Source organism: Actinoalloteichus sp. GBA129-24 (assembly GCF_001941645.1).
Classification (GTDB): domain Bacteria; phylum Actinomycetota; class Actinomycetes; order Mycobacteriales; family Pseudonocardiaceae; genus Actinoalloteichus_A; species Actinoalloteichus_A fjordicus.
The window spans coordinates 36763-53272 of sequence record NZ_CP016077.1 but is presented as its reverse complement, the minus strand read 5'-3'; the positions used below and the strand labels follow the sequence as shown (position 1 = coordinate 53272).

The window sequence follows — 16510 nt, the reverse complement described above, 5'->3', positions numbered from 1 at the left end:
CGTGCGGCGCGGACCGGCCTGGGCGCTGGCGGCGGCGGTGATCGGCCTGAGCATGGTCGGCACGGCCGCTCCCGCCTCGGCACACAACGTCCTGGTCGACAGCAGTCCGGCGAACGCCGCCGAGATCGACACCGCACCGGAGACGGTGGAGCTGGTCTTCGATCAGTACGTCCAGCCGGGCTTCAACACGGTGACCGTCACCGGTCCAGACGACAATCGCTGGGAGGAGACCAGCGAGGCGACCGTCGACGGCGAGACCGTCAGCACGACGCTGCATCCGCTCGGGCCCGCAGGCGAGTACACGATCGGCTTCCGGGTCCTCTCGGCGGACGGTCATACGGTTCGGGGCAGCACGACCTTCACCTTGACCGAAGCCGGTGGCGGCGAGGTTCCCCCGCAGCCTGCCGGCGATGCCGAGGACGCAGTGACGGACCCGGCCGACGACGGGTCGGCCGATGCGGGCGAGATGCCGGTCTGGCCGTGGATCGTGGGTGCGGCCGTACTCCTCGCCGTCGGAGTCGCTGCGGGTATCCGCTTCAGCGGCGGCGGCCCTGCCGAGAAATAGCAGGCGGCCGGATCGATCCCATAGAAGTAGTGAGCAACACTGGTGAGTAGTACTACTGGATCAACGGAACATCGGGGCTCGCTCCGGTCTCCGCTGCTCACCGCCGGGGCGGGGGCACTGGTCGGGCTGGCGCTCGGCCTCGCCCTCGCCACCGCGTTCGACCGGTCCGACGGGCTGGCGGCGGACGGGCTCGGGCTGCCCGCCCTCCGCCTGGCCGTCGACATCGCGGGCACCGCAGTGGTCGGCCTGTCCGTCCTCGGTCTGCTGCTGCGCCCGTCGACCAGACACGGCACGACGGCGACCGCCGCCAAGGCGGCCTCCACCGCGGCTCGCACCGCGGGCGGCTTCGTTGTCGCCGTGGCCGCGGCGTGGGCGCTGCTCGCGTTGATTCTGCTGTGGGCCCAGGCGGGCGCCGCCTCCGGCGACGGGTTGACGATCGCCCTGCCCCGCCTGATCGACTACCTGGACGCCGTCGCAGCGGGGCGGGCTCTGCTCGTCGTGGTCGGCGCCTCGGTGGCCTGCGGCGTGCTGGCCGTGCTCGGACGGCATCGCGCGATTCCGAGGTGGGCGCCGCTGCTCATCGCACTGCTCGGCATGACGGCACTGCCGCTCACCGGGCACGCGGCGGTGACCAGCCTCGACGCCGTGGCGGTGGCCTCGGCGGCGGTGCACGCCGGAGCGGCCTCGATCTGGGTCGGCGGCCTGGCCGCGGTCATCCTGTTCGTGGCGCCGCGACGGGGCCTGGCCGCCAGGGTGCTGCCCCGCTATTCCACGGTGGCGGGCTGGTGCCTGGGGATCGTTGCGCTGAGCGGTCTGCTCAGTGCGCTGATCCGCATCGATCTGACGATCTCCGCGCTGTTCACCACGGGATACGGCGCCCTCATCCTGGCGAAGACCGGCGCGCTCGTCCTGCTCGCCGTGTTCGGGGCGCGGCTGAGATTCCGGGTCGTCCCCGGAGTCGTCCGGCACCACGGCCGAGGCCTGATCGGTTGGGCGTCCGTCGAACTCGGCGTCATGCTGCTCGCCTTCGGACTTGCTGCCGTGCTCGCGATCGCGTAGCCGCCGAGCCGACCCGTCTCGTCTGATACCGACGGGCTGGTGATCACGGCCGAGTGATTCCGGCCTGCTGCGAGTGGCAGCGCCCCAGCCGCCCGGCGCCGCTGACGGCGGCGAGCCGCCGGGTCCCGGCAGGCGAGGGCCCCGCTTCTAGAACCTGCCGATATGCCGCAGTGCGCGGGCGGCGTCGGGGCGGCGCGTCATCCGTTCCAGGGTCGCCACACATTCCCGCCCGCGCCGGTGCAGTTCTCGCCTGCCGATCCAGCCCGCTGCGAACCAGCGGTACGCCTGCCCGAGCATGACCAGTGCCGCGAGGTACTCCGCCGCACGTCGTGCCGAGGGTTCGGCGAGCCCGACGACCAGGGGAAGCTGCGCATCGACCAGTTCATCCAGCATCGCGGCGGTGCGCAGCGCGCGCCGTTGCGCCGAACCCTGTCGAACCCGACGTTCCCTGGGCCACGCCACCGACAGCCACCTCGCCTACATGCGACCGCCCTGCCCGTCCACGGTCCGACCAGCGACGACGACCGCAGACGGTGCGGTGGAGTCGATGAACGGTCGCCGTGACACGGCAGGGACGCTCTTTCGGTCGGACAGCCTGGCCATCGCCGAAGGACGCCCCGTTGTTACTCACCCGGACGGCTCACCCACATCGGGTGATCAACGATAAGGCGTCCAGGGCACGCTGTCGTCACCAGAACGCAGCGAGTCGAGGCGGAGCTGCAATTGGGCTCGGACGCCGGGGTTGCTGCGCAGAATCGGCAGCACGCTGGTGGTCAGTTTGAGTTCCCGCACGTCACGCAGTACGGAGAACCCCGACCATCGGGTGATGTCGAAGCCGTACTCGTGAGCCAGCAGCCGTTGCTGCTCCTCCGGATGCAGAAAGCGCTGCGCCCCGACCGCGAGCGGGGTCAGATCCCATTCCCTCGGACCCACGCACGCCGAGTCGAAGTCGCAGATCACCGTGCCGTCCGGGCCGGGGATGAGGTTGCCGAGGTGGGCGTCACCGTGCAGGACTCCCTGCGGCAGCGGAAATCGCAGATCCAGCAGCCGCTCCGCCACGTCGGCGCAACGGCGCTCCAGAAAGCCGCGGTCGCGGTCGGACAGTTCCTCGGCGTCGGCGAGCCTGCGACGCACGTCATCCAGGGGTCGCCAGGTCGGCAGGGGGAAGTCCGGGGCGGGCAGCCGGTGGATGTCGCGCAGCAGCCGAGCGAGCTCCTCGGCACCGGGAGGCGACCCCACATGGGGAATCGCCTCCCAGACCGTTGCCACCTGTCCGCCCGCGTAGATCGGCTGGTCGAGACCCGCAGGCAGCCGGACTGCGGCGACGCCGTTCTCGGCGAGCCACCGGGCCATCCGCACGACCTTCTCCGCGCGATGCCGCAGGCGGGCCGAGGCGACGATGCGCACGACGTGTCGCCGATCGGCCAGTTCGAACACCGCGTTGTTCGTGAAGCGGAGCAGGGTCGCTCCGGCAGGGTCCAGCCCGACTCGGGCGCACACCTCGCCCAGGGCGACGGTCAGCTTGGCGATCGTGAAACGACCGTCGAGTCGGTTCTCCGCGATCACCGTCATGCCACTCGGTGACTCCTGATCCGCTCCGCGAGCTCCCTGCTCATCGGGTTGGCGGATCGCTTCTGCGCGAGGTCTTCGAGCGGTCGCATCCGGTCGAACACCCGCTTCGAGCGCACGTGCTCACTGGCGTCGAGCGCGAGGGCGCCCATCGAAGCCCCCTGGTCGGTGTCGCCTTCGATGAGGTGGTTGAGCGCCAGCATCGTGCACTGGAACGCGACGTTCCTGGTCGGCACACCGCCGTAGTCGTTGATCGCCCTGGTCAGCGAGTTGATGGCGATCCTGCTGTGCTTCGGGTCGGCGTCGTCCTTGGTCGCCAGCTCGGTGTGGATCGCGCCGATCATCGCGAACAGGTCGGTCTCGTCGAAGAACCGCACCCAGCCCGGCGGGTCGGTGCGCTCGCTGCGCTCGAACATGTCCTTGGCCATGTTCACCAGGTTCTTGGCGGGTCGCTCCATGCCCAGCTTCGCGTAAGCCCAGGCCTCGTTGGCGCAGAGGACCGCGGTGGTGAGCTGCGAGCCGGTGTTCTGCGCCGCCATCTGCCCGAGCTGGAACAGCTTCAGCGCCTCGTTGGGCTCGTCGTGGTGCAGGTACAGCCGTCCCGTGCGATAGAGCACGTTCGCGACCAGCGAGTCGTCCCCGCCCCGGCGAGCGAACTCCAGCGCACGCGAGAAGTGACCGCGCGCGGAGTCGATCAGCCCGGTGTCGAAGGAGGTCCAGCCCGCCAGGTTGTGCAGGTCGCCGATGGCGACGAACAGTCGATTCTCGATCCCGTCCCGGCGCTGCGCGCTGAGCAGCTGCTGTGCCCACCGAAGCTGGGCGATCACCGCGTCTCGGCAGAATCCCCCGCCGTGTCGAGAGTCCAAGGAGCGCAGCGCACTGGTCGCCGCCTCGATCTGACGTACGTCGGTCACTCCGATCCGCCCCGGAATCGGGGTCTGATCAGAGGCAGGTGCCCAGCCCTCGTCTTCACCGAAGACGGCCGCGCCGACGGTCACGGCGGCAGCGTGCGCCAGGAATTTGCGGCGCTTCACCGATTCGTCCTCCTCCGACTGTGGGTCACCGGACGTGCCGACGACCTTGATCGCAGTGCCCTCGTCATAGGCCAGGCCCATGAACCCCCGAGGCACCCCCAGTCCGTCCGCGATCCTGACGAGCACGTCATAAGCCATGACCTGCCTGCCCTTGAGGATCTCCGAGACCTCGGACTGCGACTGGCCCGTCGCGGCGGCGATCTGACGCTGAGAGATCCCATGCTTGCGAAGCAGCTTGTAGACGGAGCTGATCTCGCGCTTCAGCAGCGCCTCGCGCATCTCCTGGCTCTCCCAGAACTCCGATGTAACAAGAGAGCTACGCGAACCGATGGTGTTCATTTGAACCCCCTCCCGCTCCAACGGGCGTCTCCCGCAGAGTAAGGCCACGTTGTGCCGCGGTGAAGTCCCGATCGGTGGAGCTGATCGGCCCCGCCGAACATCGCTGACCGCTTGTCGTCGAAGTGCAGCCGATCAACGCAATCGGTCTCCCCATGACAACGCCTGTGAATCAAGGTTGTACCCGGAACGGCGGAACACGGTGCGATCGACAGTGAGGAACCGAGAGTCGTGAGCTTGACGAGTCAGATCGGCCCCCTTGCGGGGGGTGACACGGAGCAGGCGGACCGTCGCCAGAGCCTCCGTGCGGACTCGGCTTCGAGCAGGGCCGAGGGACTGCACGACGGCGGGCCGTCAATCCACAGCAGTGGCGGGCCGTCAATCCACAGCAGTGGCGGGCCGTCAATCCACAACAGCGGCGGGCCGTCAAGGCACCACGACGGCGGGCGGGACCTCGGCGACAGCGGGTCCGTCGAACCGCACGGCGGCAGGCCCCACTGGTTGGTGGACTGTCGAGACGTGGCGAACCGCGCCTGCGTCATCACCGTGCTCGTCGATCACGGCAGGGTGGTCCTGCTCGGACCGCCCGGTGAGACGGCCGTGCTGACTGCGTCCGAGGTCAGTCGACTTCGGACGGTGCTGCAAGAGGCCGCCGAGCTGGCGGAAAGGTGACGTTGCGGTGGACGAGATTCTAGGCCGTGTCCTGCGGACGGCAGTCTGGGAACGGCTCGACATGCTCACCCGGCTTGCTGAGCGCGCCGACACCTCATCGTTGTTGTCGGTGGCTCGCTCGGAGCTGCCCCGTCTGACCGAGTGCTGGCGCGAACTGCTGAACGCGCATCAGCCGGACAACCGAGGAAACTGCCGCGAGTGCTCGACTCGCTGGCGACAGCAGCAGGCGCCATGCGAGGTGTGGCGAGCCGCCTACGAACACCTGGTGATGGGCGGGCTGGCACCGGAGGGTGTGTCGAGTCCGGCACCCGAGCCCGCCGGACTGCCCCAGGTCGGAACTCCAGGCAGGTCCCCCGTGTCCGTCGGAGCTGCCTGAACATCGAAGACGGGCGGTCTCGACCTCGTGCCAACCCCCGACTGGAGCGAGTTCGATCAACCGCCTCGGTACCGGTGGTCCGCCACCGCACGGCCCCCGACGGTGCACGGCGGGCCACCGGTCACCGAAAGACCTCGCCGGGCACGGCGACACCGACAACTGCACAGTGATCTTCATCGGCAGAACCGCAGCACGTCTCTCGTCCGCTCCGTCGCAGCCACATCCCGGTCGCAGTCGCATCCGGGTCACGGCGACATCCCACGGACGCAGTGATCGAGCGCGAAGCCGAGCCCGAGACTTCCGCGGGCCGACACTCACGTCCCTCCCCCGACAGTGTTGGTCCGCGGATTCCAACCGGCCTCGGTGTCCGTTGCCTTCACACGGACATCGAGGCCAGCCCAACCCGAGCCCATCACGAGATGGGGCCGAGTCCGTCGACGCCCACACGACGTGACCGCCCCACGAGAGGCGGGTGGCCGCCCACGCCACCCGCCTCTCGTCATACCTTCGTCAGCGTCACCGATCCGGCATCGATGAGTTCGTCGCCGAGCTGCCGTCACCGCGCCCGGCAGACGATCCCGTTGTGCGTCTTGATCTCCCCGTGCCGCAGCACCTCGAACCCGTTCTCATACGCGTAGAGGCCGAGCTGAGCGACGTTCTGCAGCTCGCGGTACGAGAAGTTCATCAGGTCGCCGAACAGGCGGTAGAACGCCTTGGTACGCAAGGCGATCCTCGGCGTCGTGAGAATCGCGTAGCCTCCGGGCCGGAGGAAGCGCCGATGCCAGTCGAAGGCCATCGGCTTGTACTGGTCGGGAAAGTGCTCGACCAGGCCGATCGACACGACGATGTCGAACTCGGGGCCGAAGTCGAGATCACGAATGTCGGAGACCAGGTACGAGATGTCCATCTCATCGCGGTGCCAGACCTTGGGCGCCCCGGTGGCCGGATCGGTGCCCAGGAAGGGATAGTCGGTCGGGAAGGCCCCGAAACGGCCCGTCACGCAGTACTCGTCGTAGTCGACGAGTACCACCTCGCCCCCTGGATACATCGCGGAGAGCAGCATGGCCTCGTAGCCCTCTGCCGCGCCGAGGAACAGGATTCTCGGCCGCTCCACGTCCAGGCCGCTGAACAACGACCGTTTCGCCCTCGGGTCCCATACCGTGTCCCCGACTCGATGCGCCTGGTTCCAGATCGTCCACCTGGCCACCTCGGACATCGCGGCGTAGGCGGCCTTGATCTGCATGGCGGTCAGCTTCAGCCCTGCGCTGCGCAGCGCGGCGACCCTGGCCTGCACCGGATCGGCGTCGAAGAGCGATTGGAAGGATCGGTTGAACATCTGCCACGCCAACGGGATCGGGAGCGACTCGTCGTGCTCGGTCTCCCATTCACGGCGTTCGCGAGACCAGTTCTCGACCCGGAACGGCCTGCCCACGTCCCGCCAGCTCAGGCGGGAGAAGTCGATCGGCCTCGCATCGGCGAACACGTCGCGGGTGGTGGGTCTGAGGTCGACTCGATGGGTGTCACGGATCTGGGTCCGGCCGAGATCCGCGTCGGTCCATCGCGATGACGACGAGATCGATGTCATGGCGCCTCCTGTCTCATTCGCTCGATCTGGTAGCGCACCGTCGCCCCATGCGAAGGAGATCGTTAGAGAGGGGAGGAGCCGCCTGCTGAGCCGCCCTCCCGAACGCGAAACTACTTCGCATACTAGGTGAGACGCAGCTCACGTGAAAAGGGCCGGACCCGAGCGGATCCACCGACCGCACCGTGAGGAGAGTTGCTGTGACCATCGCCCCGACCTCGCTCCGTAGGCGACCCGTGCAACAACGCAGCACACAACGGGTCGAGAGAATGCTCAGCGCCTGCGCCGAACTCGTCAGCGAGCTGGGCTACGACGGTGTCACGACCACCCTGATAGCCGAGCGGGCAGGCGTCGCCGTCGGCTCGCTGTATCAGTTCTTCCCTGACAAGAAGGCCGTCGTCGCGGAACTGACCCGTCGCAACCTCGACGACTTCCTCGTCAGGGTGCGGGAACAACTCGCCACCAGCACGCCGGGAGACTGGTGGGGAGCGGTGGACACGGTCTTCGACGTGTACGTGGCCATGCATCGAACCGTGCCGGGATTCTCCCGACTGCACTTCGGTGACGCCGTGGACCTGCAACTCCTCGACGAGCGCAAAGAGAACAACGCGCTGATCACCGACGGACTCACCCGGTTGCTCGCGCCTCGGTTCCAGATCGCCGCCGATCGCCTGCGGCTGCCGCTGGCCGTGGCGATCGAGGCCGCCGACGCGGTGCTCAACCTCGCGTTCCGTCGCGATCCGATCGGGGACGGACACGTCGTCGACGAGGCCAAGGCCATGATCCGAGGCTATCTGTCGGCACGACTGAATCCGGCGACGGAATGACCAGCCCCGCGACGGGCGGTGTCCGAGTCGCGCCGAGGCCGAAACCGAAGCCCAGCCAACGACACACCACGATCCTGCGGACGACCCGGCACGGCGACCCGGCAGCGGCGTCGGGCCGTGCGTCGATCTCGACTCGGGGTCCCCGCAGGCCGACGATCCCGACCGCGCGGCGGCAGACGCGGAGGTCGAGCCGCCGTATCAGCACAGGCTGATCAATCGAATCCGCCGATCTCCATCGAGGCACCGACTCGGACGGCCAGGTGTGTCGGCCGTCCGTCAGGTGAACGATGGCGACGACGTCGAGCGCCCCCACCCGGACGCGGCCCGAGAGGGGGATGCACGCTCATCCGGCCAGGTGCACGCCTCGCCTGGCGCGATGCCGCCCTTCGCCCTCGCGATGCGGTGTCACCAGGACCATTCCGTCGGTGCACTTCCCGCAGTCCTCACAGGAGCACTCGAAACGCAGCAGCACCGCGGTCCGCGTGTTCTCCACCGACTCCTGGTGCCACCGATGCACTCCCGCCAGGCACGAGGAGCAGCGGCTGTCCCGACGTGGCATCCGCAGCAACGCAGGCTTCTCGGAGTGCCGCGCCTCACGCCCGATCGGACGACAGCTGGACCCGCTCGGCCACGAGGTGTCCCTGGGCGGCCAGGTCCACTCGGCGAGTGCAGACGATTCCACGGTTACCACTCCTCAGCACGCGACGCGCAGCTACCGCCGGGCATGATCACGCCGGGCGGACTCGACCCGAACCGGGCCGCGCGACACGACCGTCCGCACGCGCCGACGCGCCACGACCCGGCCGTTCACGGAGTGAATATCGGCATCTCACGGCGGCAGGCGGAGGACCTGGCCTATCAGCCGACCGGGTGATAAATGATCTTCATGCGTCGGCGGCGGCCTCGATTTCCCTGTCCTGCCAACGGTTTCCGTCGATCACGACCGTCGGCGGGCGGCATCGGCGACAGGCTGCGACGACCGACGGCGCCCGTCGCCGACGGCCGCTGCCCGCACGACTCGGGTCACCTCCGCCGCAGCCGGATGGTGTTGGCGAACTCGGGGTCCAGGCGCGCGCCGAACTCGCCGGGCACCACCCGAGCTGCCGTGATCGGCACCATCATCCAGGGCTGTCTGCTGCCGAGCAGCGGCGAGTACACGGGCACGAACGCCTGGTCGTACAGCGAGACCGCGAAATCCGTCGAGACGTTGCCCTTCCGGTCGACGGCACCGGTCCCGTGCCACGGCAGCAGACCGGAGCCGCCGAGACCCGAGAAGCCGCATCGCCCCGGCCTCGGCACGTTCGTCAGTCGGACCCGTGCCGGGAAGACGTCCTCGTAGTTCGAGTCGTGGTCGGCCCGCCGAACGACCACGTAACGCACGGCCGACCGCCAGGCCCGCCGCAACACCTGCCTGCGCGCGTCGAGCACGGCCGCGTCCGCAGCGGACTCCCGTACGTCGAAGACGTCGGCGAACACCCTCGCCGACCAGTTCATCGAGTCCACGGACGGCGGGACGTCGGGCGCGGTCGAGTAGAGAGCCGAATGGAAGAAGTCCGGCAGGGCCGCGAGGAGATCGTGGGCCAGCCCGGCATCGAGGACGCCGTGGTCGGGCCGAGCGGCTCGGCGGGCGACGGCCGCCAGCGTGCCGATGGGATCCTCGGCCACGTCCAGGCCTGTGAGAAGGGCGACCAGACCCCGGTGATACCGGCGGATGCGGCCACGCCGCTCTGCCTTGCGTTCCGAACTGAGTCGGTGGTCGGCCAACTCGTCGATGTCGGTCAGCTCGATGACGTCCTCCGCGCCGACCAGTGACAGGTAGCCGTGGAGTTTGCGCTGATAGGCCGCCGTCGCCGAGTCCGGACGGGAGTGGAAGTGCTGGCCGTCGGTCAACACCGTCAGCCGCACCCCGGGCGGATAGATCTGCGCGACCGCCTTCGCGAGCTCTCGCAGCCGGACCAGGACGCCGAGCTCGGCCAGGTCGGGCAGCGGGCCCGAGGCCTTCAGGCCGTTCTGACCGTGCTTGATCGGGAAGCCGGTGATGACCATGCGGATCGGGGCGTTCCGCGCGAGGAACGGGCTCATGTCCCGCATCGCCTGCTCCGGCGGGTAGTTGGACCGGGCACCCTTGATGAACTGCTTGCGGGTCAGCAGGTGGTGGATCAACAACACGGTCTGCTCCCGCTCGGAGTCCACCGCGTCGAGTCGATCGGCGAGATGCCGCCGCGCGTTCGCCGCCACCCGGACGGCCGCGCTGTCGGCACCGTGGACCAGCGCATCGACGATGGACCGGCTCTCCGCCATGGACAGCCGCACCGCCTGCCCCCGTGCGGGCCGGTTGGCTCGCAGTTCGCCGATCCGCAGACCCGCCAGCGAACAGGCATAGGAGAGGCGGGGCTGTTCGGCCGTCTCCGCTGCGGGCCGGGGCGTGGTCTCGAAGTTCTGGATGGTCGGGCTGATCGAGGAGGCCGCCGAGACGCCTGCCGAGGACGGGCCGACGACGAGCCGCACGGCCTGCGGGAACTCACGGACGAGCAGCGGCCAGTTCGCCGAGGAGTCGGCGATGACCGCCACCGTCTCCAGACACTGCCTGCTCTTGATCTGTGCCACCGTCTGTCGTATCTCCCCGCCCTTGGCGAGGAACACCTCACCGCCCGCGTCGGACACGTCCCACCGGAATCGACGCAGTCCGGGCAGCGAGCCCTCCGACTCCGAGGAGCCGAGCTGGATCAGCACCGACGGTCGATGCCGCGTCTGCCCGGCCCGCCGGGCCTGGGTGCGCCCGCGCACCTCGGCGAGCACGTCCTTGAGCTGTTCGTCCTGCGTGGTCGACACGCTGTGCACGAACCGACGCAGCGGATGGTCGGTGTCGAGTCGAGCCGCGGTGTCCGGGCGAAGGAATCGCAGCTCCTCCACCAGCACGGCGGTCACCGCCCGCCGGACCTCGGCGGCGGGGTACCGATCGAACCAGCCGGTACAGCGGCGGAAGGCGACGGCCAGGACGCCCAGCAGGTCGTACAGCGCCCGCATCCCGTCGCCCGCCTCGCCGTCCCCTGGACCGAACGCCTCGGACGGCGCCGCCGGGTCGAGGAGCACCATCCTGCCGGTGAGGTGCAGCTCGGGCGACAGCTCGACGGCGACGTTCTTCTCGTGCAGGGCGGACAGATCGAACCCGTACCGGTCGACGAGGACGCGGAAGACCGTGACGATCGGACGTACGACGAACTCGATGAAATGGTCGAGCTCGCTCTCGGAGCGCTCGAAGCGATTCTCCAGCGCCCGTTGCAGCAGCGTCGGGGAATGCCGGTCCTGCCCGCTGATCAGCGAGTTGATGCTGACCGACAGCGTGCCGCCGGGGAACTCCGGATGCGCCGGGTAGACCTGGGTGGACCGCAGCACCGAGGTCGCGCCGGACGCGGCGTCGACCAAGGCCAGCAGCGCGGGCCTGCCTGCCGCGTAGAGCCGGAGCAGCGGATCGGTGCGCAGGATCTCCGTCAGCGACCAGCAGCGGTCCAATGTGCTCTGCGTCTGCCTGCGAACGACGTTCTCGGCGGGCCAGATCTGCTGCGATCCGCCGAGGAGCGGCGCCGCGCCCGGTTCGGTCTCGAGCTCGACCCGCCAAGGCCCCCGGCCGCCCCGCAGATCCGGCTCGGCCAGCAGCAGGGTCCCGCTCGAGGAGGTCAGCTCCGCAACGAGGGTGCGGTGGCTGATCGGTGACCGGCTCGCGGCGACGTCCGGACCCCCGACCAGGGGAAAGGTGACGGTCCCGTCCGGATTGGTCAGAAAGTGCAGCCTGCGTCGCGCCTCGTCCGTCAACGACTCGGGCAGCGCCGCGCGGGGCACGAGGGTGTCGACTCGATCGGCAGGCAGCATCGCGCAGGGCAGCGCGAACGGACCTCGCGGCACCGCAGGCAGCAGATCCGACTCGCTCGCGACGACGTGGCGCTCACCGAGCACGTCGAACCGGCGTCGATCCCCGACGGTCCTGTCCCGGAAGACACCGCCCGCCTCGGCCTGCCCGACGGTGTCCTGCTGCCAGTCGAGGTCGGTCCGTGATCGGGTCTGCCGCAACCGCACCAGCACCCGGTACAACGCCAAGCGGTCGACGGGCCCTCGGATTCGGATTCCCGCGCCGGTTCCCGGACCGGTGAGCAGGATGCCGGTGCGATTCTCGACGACGGTGAGCGGATAGCCGCCGTCGCGCAGAAGTGTGTTGAGCTGTTCCCCGGTGAGCACCTCCTCTGCCGCCATTCGGGCTAACGGAGCCGGTCTCAACGCGTCCGGTCGAGGAATGCTCGGGCCTGTTCTCGCAGGCGCAGTCTCAGTGGCCGAATGCTCCCAGGACAACAAGAGCCCGTCCTGACCCATCACGCGCGCATACCTCCCCCACCGGATCCGCGACAGCGGTTGTCACGCGAAGAAGCATTGTCGCAACGGATCGCAGCGGAGTCGAACCTGCTGGGTAAGCACCTGACCACCCAGGGGAATGAAACAAGTCGCCCGGTATGGCCGTTATGACTGCGGAACGTGTCCATCGCGCACTCTTATGAGTAAGCGCGACAGGAACACACAAGAAGCTCACGAGTCGGGCGGAGTCGGCCCGGCGAGGCGCCGATTCTTCTCCCGACGAACCCGGTCTCGCCGAGGAGCCGCAGGGGCGACTACCGCCGAGACCCCAGCCGCGTCGATCTTCCTCCGTTGCGCGGCTCGACACTCCGTCCTCGGCTTCGCCGGGATCGACCTCCACGGAGTTACAGGGCGGCCAGCGCCTCCGGAATGGGCGTCGAACCGTTCACCAGCTCCGCCGTCACCCCGGCCAGCTCCGGACGATCCAACAACCCGAGCAGCACCGAGGCGACGTCGTCCCTGCTGATCGATCCCGGCTCGGTCGAGGACGCCAGCCGCACCAGCCCCGTCCCCGGTTCGTCGGTCAGGGAGCCCGGCCGCAGGACGGCCCAATCCAAGTCCTTCGTCCGCAGCTCCTCTTCGGCTGCCTTCTTCGCCCGCAGGTAGGCGGCGAACACCTCGTCGATGCCGGGATCAGTCGCCCGATCCACTCCCATCGAGCTGACCAGCAGATACCGCCGCACGCCTGCCGACACGCTCGCGTCGGCGAGCAGCACCGCGGCCGCTCGGTCCACCGTGTCCTTCCTGGCCGCACCGCTGCCCGGCCCGGCGCCTGCGGCGAACACCACCGCGTCGGCGCGATCGAGAGTGTCGGCGACGAAGGACACCGATGCCTGCTCGAGATCGCAGAGAACCGCCTGCGCTCCGGTGTCGGCCACCTCGTCCAGATGGTCCTGGTTGCGGACCAGGCCGATGACGCTGTCACCTCGCGCACTCAGCAGTCGTTGAAGTCGAAGTGCGATCTTTCCGTGTCCACCCGCGATCACCACATGCACGACGATCACAGTAGTGCGGGTTCGTCGCGGGCGCCGTCTCACAGCCCGTCGTCACCGCTCGGCGCGCGCTCCGACTCTCGATGCGCGCTGGGCGTCTCGATGCGCTCCGCTCCACGTCGGGACCGGAGCATCAGCGGCGACCGACCTATTCGGCCAGCATCCGCTCATAGATCACCTCGTTGAGCCACAACCCCGTCACCGAGACGGTCGGGTCCACCAGTTCCGGCCAGGCGGACTGAGCGACGTCGAGGCCGTCGTCGGCTGCGGTGGTCGTCAGCACGGTGACCTCATGCCGCTGTGCACGCGAGAGACAGTTGTCCTGAAAGTCCGCCAGACCCAGCACGCCGTCGGGCAGCACCATCGCAGCCCCGCAGAACCGGGCGAACGGGGCGACCGAGGCAAGGCCCGTACGCCAGTGCCTGCCGAGGGACAGCATGCCCGCGATCCGAACGGCGGGCGGCGGCACCTGCGCGGTCAGCTCGGGCCAGACCCAGGTCTCCACCGAGGCCCGGTCGACCACCGGCGCATAGCCGAGACACAACCGCTCCGCATGCGCCTCGTGAATCAGCTCGGCGACAGGGATGACGCGCCTGCCGAAGAGCGTGAGGGCGGGCAACACGACGCCCTGCCATCCCAGCAGATCGGCTGCGGCCACCGCGAGGTGTTCCGCCGGGGTGGGAAGCGCGACGTCCGGCTCCTGCCTGGCGGGCAACACGTCGGCATTGTTTCCGGTCGCGTGCCCTGGTGAGCGGTTCACGGACATGCCTCCTTATCCGATACTTCACGACAATGGGTGAGTCGCGCATTTCTGCTCTACTCAGAGCAGGGGTACCAGTTGAGGAGAAAGCGACGACCGACTACCGGCTGCCGATGCGACCGACGGCGGCGAGCGGTCGATGACCGGTCGATAACCGGTAGGCGGTCTTCGGCCCCACATGCCGCCGTTCGTGTGAGTCGGACTCCGCGAGTCGGAGTAACGCGCCGGGGCAGGCATCGGGCCGGAGTCGGCCCGATGCAAGGAGAACAGCCCGAAAGATGAAGGAGCCGGTGAACCTCAGAGTCGCTCGGGAGCCTCGATGCCGAGCAGGGACAGTCCCAGCGTCAACACCTGCGAGGTGAGCGCTGCCAGCACCAGCCGCGACTGCCGGACGTCCTCCGGCGTGTTCGTCGCGAGGATCGGACACCGCTCGTAGAAGCCCGAGAACGCCGTGGCGATCTCGTAGAGGTGCCCGCAGATGCGGTGCGGCGCCAGGCCCTCCACCGCAGCGGACACCGCCGAGGGGAAGCGCAGCAGCGCCAGCGCCAACGCCCGCTCTGCCGGGTCTGCTGGGTTCACCGGCGTGCCGGGTGCCGGCCGGGAGCCCGCCTTGCGCAGAATCGACAGGATCCGCGTGTTGGCGTACTGGAGGTAGACGGCGGTGTTGCCGTCCATGGCCAGCATCTTGTCCCAGGAGAAGACGTAGTCCTTCTCCCGATCGCTGGAGAGGTCGGCGTACTTCACCGCGCCGATGCCCACCGCATGCGCCACCGACGCCCTGGCCTCGGCGTCGAGTTCGGTGCGCTCCGCCACCACGGCACCCGCCCGCTCGACCGCCTCGTTCAACAGCTCGACGAGCTTCACCGAGCCGCCCGCCCTGGTGCGGATCGTCTTGCCGTCGGAACCGAGGATCGAGCCGAATCCCACGTGCTCGGCCCGATGCTTCTCGGTCAGCCAGCCTGCCTGCCTGCAGACGGCGAAGACCATCGCGAAGTGCTGGGCCTGCGGGTTGCCGACGACGTAGAGCAGGTCGGTCGCCGCGCGATCGTCCGCCCAGTACCGCGCGGTCGCCAGGTCGGTGGTCGGATAGCCGTAACCGCCGTCGGACTTGCGGACGATCAACGGCAGCCGCTCGCCCTCCCGGTTGGTGAAACCGGGCGGGAAGACGCAGACGGCGCCGTCGCTGATCTCGGTGAGCCCCTTGGCCGTCAACTCCGTGACCGTCTCGTCCAGCATCGGGTTGTAGAAGCTCTCGCCGTAGAGGTCCTCGCGCCGCAGCGAGATCCCCAGCAGCTGGTAGACCTCCTCGAAATGGCGGGTGGACTCGTCGACGAACCCCTGCCACAGCGCGAGGGTCTGCTCATCGCCGCCCTGGAGGAGGACGACGCGCCGCCGGGCCCGATCGGCGAAGCCCGCGTCGGCATCGAACTTGAGGCGAGCCTGCTGATAGAAGCTGTTCAGGTCGGCGATGGCGTAAGTCTGAGCGCCGTCCGCCGTCCAGCCCTCGTCGAGCAGGTGCTCGATGAGCATGCCGAAGGGGGTTCCCCAGTCGCCGACGTGGTTGTGCGGGATGACCTCGTGGCCGATGAACTCGATCAGTCGAAGCAGGGCGTCCCCGATGATCGAGGACCGCAGGTGGCCGACGTGCATCTCCTTGGCCAGGTTGGGGCTGGAGTAGTCGATCGCGAACCGCCGAGGCGCGTCGACCACCGGCACGCCTGCTCTCGGGTCGCCGAGCAGGGTGGTCAGCCGGTCGCCGAGCCAGTCGTCGCGGAGCACGATGTTGATGAACCCCGGGCCTGCGATCTCGGTGCTCGCCACCAGGTCGTCTGCGGCCAAGTGCTCGACCGCGGCCTCCGCGACCTCCCTCGGCTTCCGGCCGATCCGCTTGGCCAGGCTCATCGCCACGTTGCACTGATAGTCGACGCCTGCTCTGCCGGAGGGTCGGATCAGGGCTTCCTCAGGAGTGATCGACACGTCCAGTGCCGTGCGCAGCGCGGCCGCGATCCGACCACCGAGTTCCAGCCCGACATCGCCCTGTAGCACCCCGGCGTCCTCCTGTTTCTCTCCGTCATACCTGCACACCCGTCCAAGACGAGTATCTCAAGCTCGTCCGCGAGACCGTTGTCCGGACGTCGCTCGGCACCGTCGTCGACCCCGGCTGATCGTCCGCTGGGGGTCCTGTCGTCGAACGCGGTCCTGAGCCGGGACTCCCTGACCTTGCCGGGCGAGGACCTCGCCCCCACGGGTACGTGGTCGCCGGGATAGATCACCAGCATGACGGGACCGTCGAACTCCTGGCGGGCGAGTGACGGAGGGGCGAGGAGGGGTCCT

At 68.9% G+C, this 16510-nt stretch carries 14 protein-coding genes; 5 read left to right on the top strand and 9 right to left on the bottom strand.

Features of this window, described 5'->3' with window-relative positions; all coding sequences use genetic code 11:
* Position 1: 1 nt before the first annotated feature.
* Both UA75_RS00225 and UA75_RS00220 read left to right on the top strand, forming a co-directional pair.
* Positions 2-565 (top strand): copper resistance protein CopC, encoded by a 564-nt coding sequence (locus UA75_RS00225; protein ID WP_232237574.1) that lies wholly within the window; start codon positions 2-4, stop codon positions 563-565.
* Between the two features lie 42 nt (positions 566-607).
* Complete coding sequence (locus tag UA75_RS00220) at positions 608-1624, top strand: copper resistance D family protein (RefSeq protein WP_075737831.1); 1017 nt, start codon at positions 608-610, stop codon at positions 1622-1624.
* Positions 1625-1771: 147 nt separating this feature from the next.
* Here UA75_RS00220 and UA75_RS00215 read toward each other — a convergent pair whose 3' ends face one another.
* The 3 genes from UA75_RS00215 to UA75_RS00205 all read right to left on the bottom strand — a co-directional run bounded on the left by UA75_RS00215 (position 1772) and on the right by UA75_RS00205 (position 4566).
* Complete coding sequence (locus UA75_RS00215) at positions 1772-2086, bottom strand: hypothetical protein (protein ID WP_157433914.1); 315 nt, start codon at positions 2084-2086, stop codon at positions 1772-1774.
* A gap of 195 nt (positions 2087-2281) precedes the next feature.
* Positions 2282-3196 carry an aminoglycoside phosphotransferase family protein gene (locus UA75_RS00210; RefSeq protein ID WP_075737827.1) on the bottom strand — a complete coding sequence of 305 codons (915 nt, stop codon included), beginning with the start codon at positions 3194-3196 and terminating at the stop codon, positions 2282-2284.
* Positions 3193-4566 carry a helix-turn-helix transcriptional regulator gene (locus UA75_RS00205; protein WP_157433913.1) on the bottom strand — a complete coding sequence of 458 codons (1374 nt, stop codon included), beginning with the start codon at positions 4564-4566 and terminating at the stop codon, positions 3193-3195. The genes UA75_RS00210 and UA75_RS00205 overlap by 4 nt, the downstream gene beginning before the upstream one ends.
* A gap of 516 nt (positions 4567-5082) precedes the next feature.
* On the opposite strand from UA75_RS00205, the gene UA75_RS32360 reads away from it, so the two are divergent.
* Together UA75_RS32360 and UA75_RS00200 are read left to right on the top strand one after the other, a co-directional pair.
* The gene (locus UA75_RS32360; protein ID WP_157433912.1) at positions 5083-5235 is read left to right on the top strand and encodes a hypothetical protein; all 153 of its coding nucleotides are present in this window, start codon (positions 5083-5085) and stop codon (positions 5233-5235) included.
* Positions 5236-5242: 7 nt separating this feature from the next.
* Complete coding sequence (locus UA75_RS00200) at positions 5243-5611, top strand: hypothetical protein (RefSeq protein ID WP_075737823.1); 369 nt, start codon at positions 5243-5245, stop codon at positions 5609-5611.
* Between the two features lie 556 nt (positions 5612-6167).
* Here UA75_RS00200 and UA75_RS00195 read toward each other — a convergent pair.
* On the bottom strand, positions 6168-7196 hold the full coding sequence (locus UA75_RS00195; protein ID WP_075737821.1) for a class I SAM-dependent methyltransferase: 1029 nt from the start codon (positions 7194-7196) through the stop codon (positions 6168-6170).
* A gap of 197 nt (positions 7197-7393) precedes the next feature.
* On the opposite strand from UA75_RS00195, the gene UA75_RS00190 reads away from it, so the two are divergent.
* Positions 7394-8020 (top strand): TetR/AcrR family transcriptional regulator, encoded by a 627-nt coding sequence (locus UA75_RS00190; RefSeq protein WP_232237573.1) that lies wholly within the window; start codon positions 7394-7396, stop codon positions 8018-8020.
* 343 nt (positions 8021-8363) lie between these two features.
* On the opposite strand, the gene UA75_RS32355 is transcribed toward UA75_RS00190, so the two are convergent.
* The 5 genes from UA75_RS32355 to argS all read right to left on the bottom strand — a co-directional run bounded on the left by UA75_RS32355 (position 8364) and on the right by argS (position 16222).
* Complete coding sequence (locus UA75_RS32355; RefSeq protein ID WP_157433911.1) at positions 8364-8702, bottom strand: hypothetical protein; 339 nt, start codon at positions 8700-8702, stop codon at positions 8364-8366.
* A gap of 341 nt (positions 8703-9043) precedes the next feature.
* On the bottom strand, positions 9044-12268 hold the full coding sequence (locus UA75_RS00185; RefSeq protein ID WP_075737817.1) for an L-tyrosine/L-tryptophan isonitrile synthase family protein: 3225 nt from the start codon (positions 12266-12268) through the stop codon (positions 9044-9046).
* A 500-nt stretch (positions 12269-12768) separates the two neighbouring features.
* Complete coding sequence (locus tag UA75_RS00180; RefSeq protein ID WP_075743239.1) at positions 12769-13419, bottom strand: SDR family oxidoreductase; 651 nt, start codon at positions 13417-13419, stop codon at positions 12769-12771.
* 145 nt (positions 13420-13564) lie between these two features.
* Positions 13565-14182: a hypothetical protein gene (locus UA75_RS00175; RefSeq protein WP_075737815.1), complete on the bottom strand. Its 618-nt coding sequence runs from the start codon at positions 14180-14182 to the stop codon at positions 13565-13567.
* A gap of 291 nt (positions 14183-14473) precedes the next feature.
* Complete coding sequence (gene argS / locus UA75_RS00170) at positions 14474-16222, bottom strand: arginine--tRNA ligase (RefSeq protein WP_075737813.1); 1749 nt, start codon at positions 16220-16222, stop codon at positions 14474-14476.
* Positions 16223-16510 lie beyond the last annotated feature (288 nt).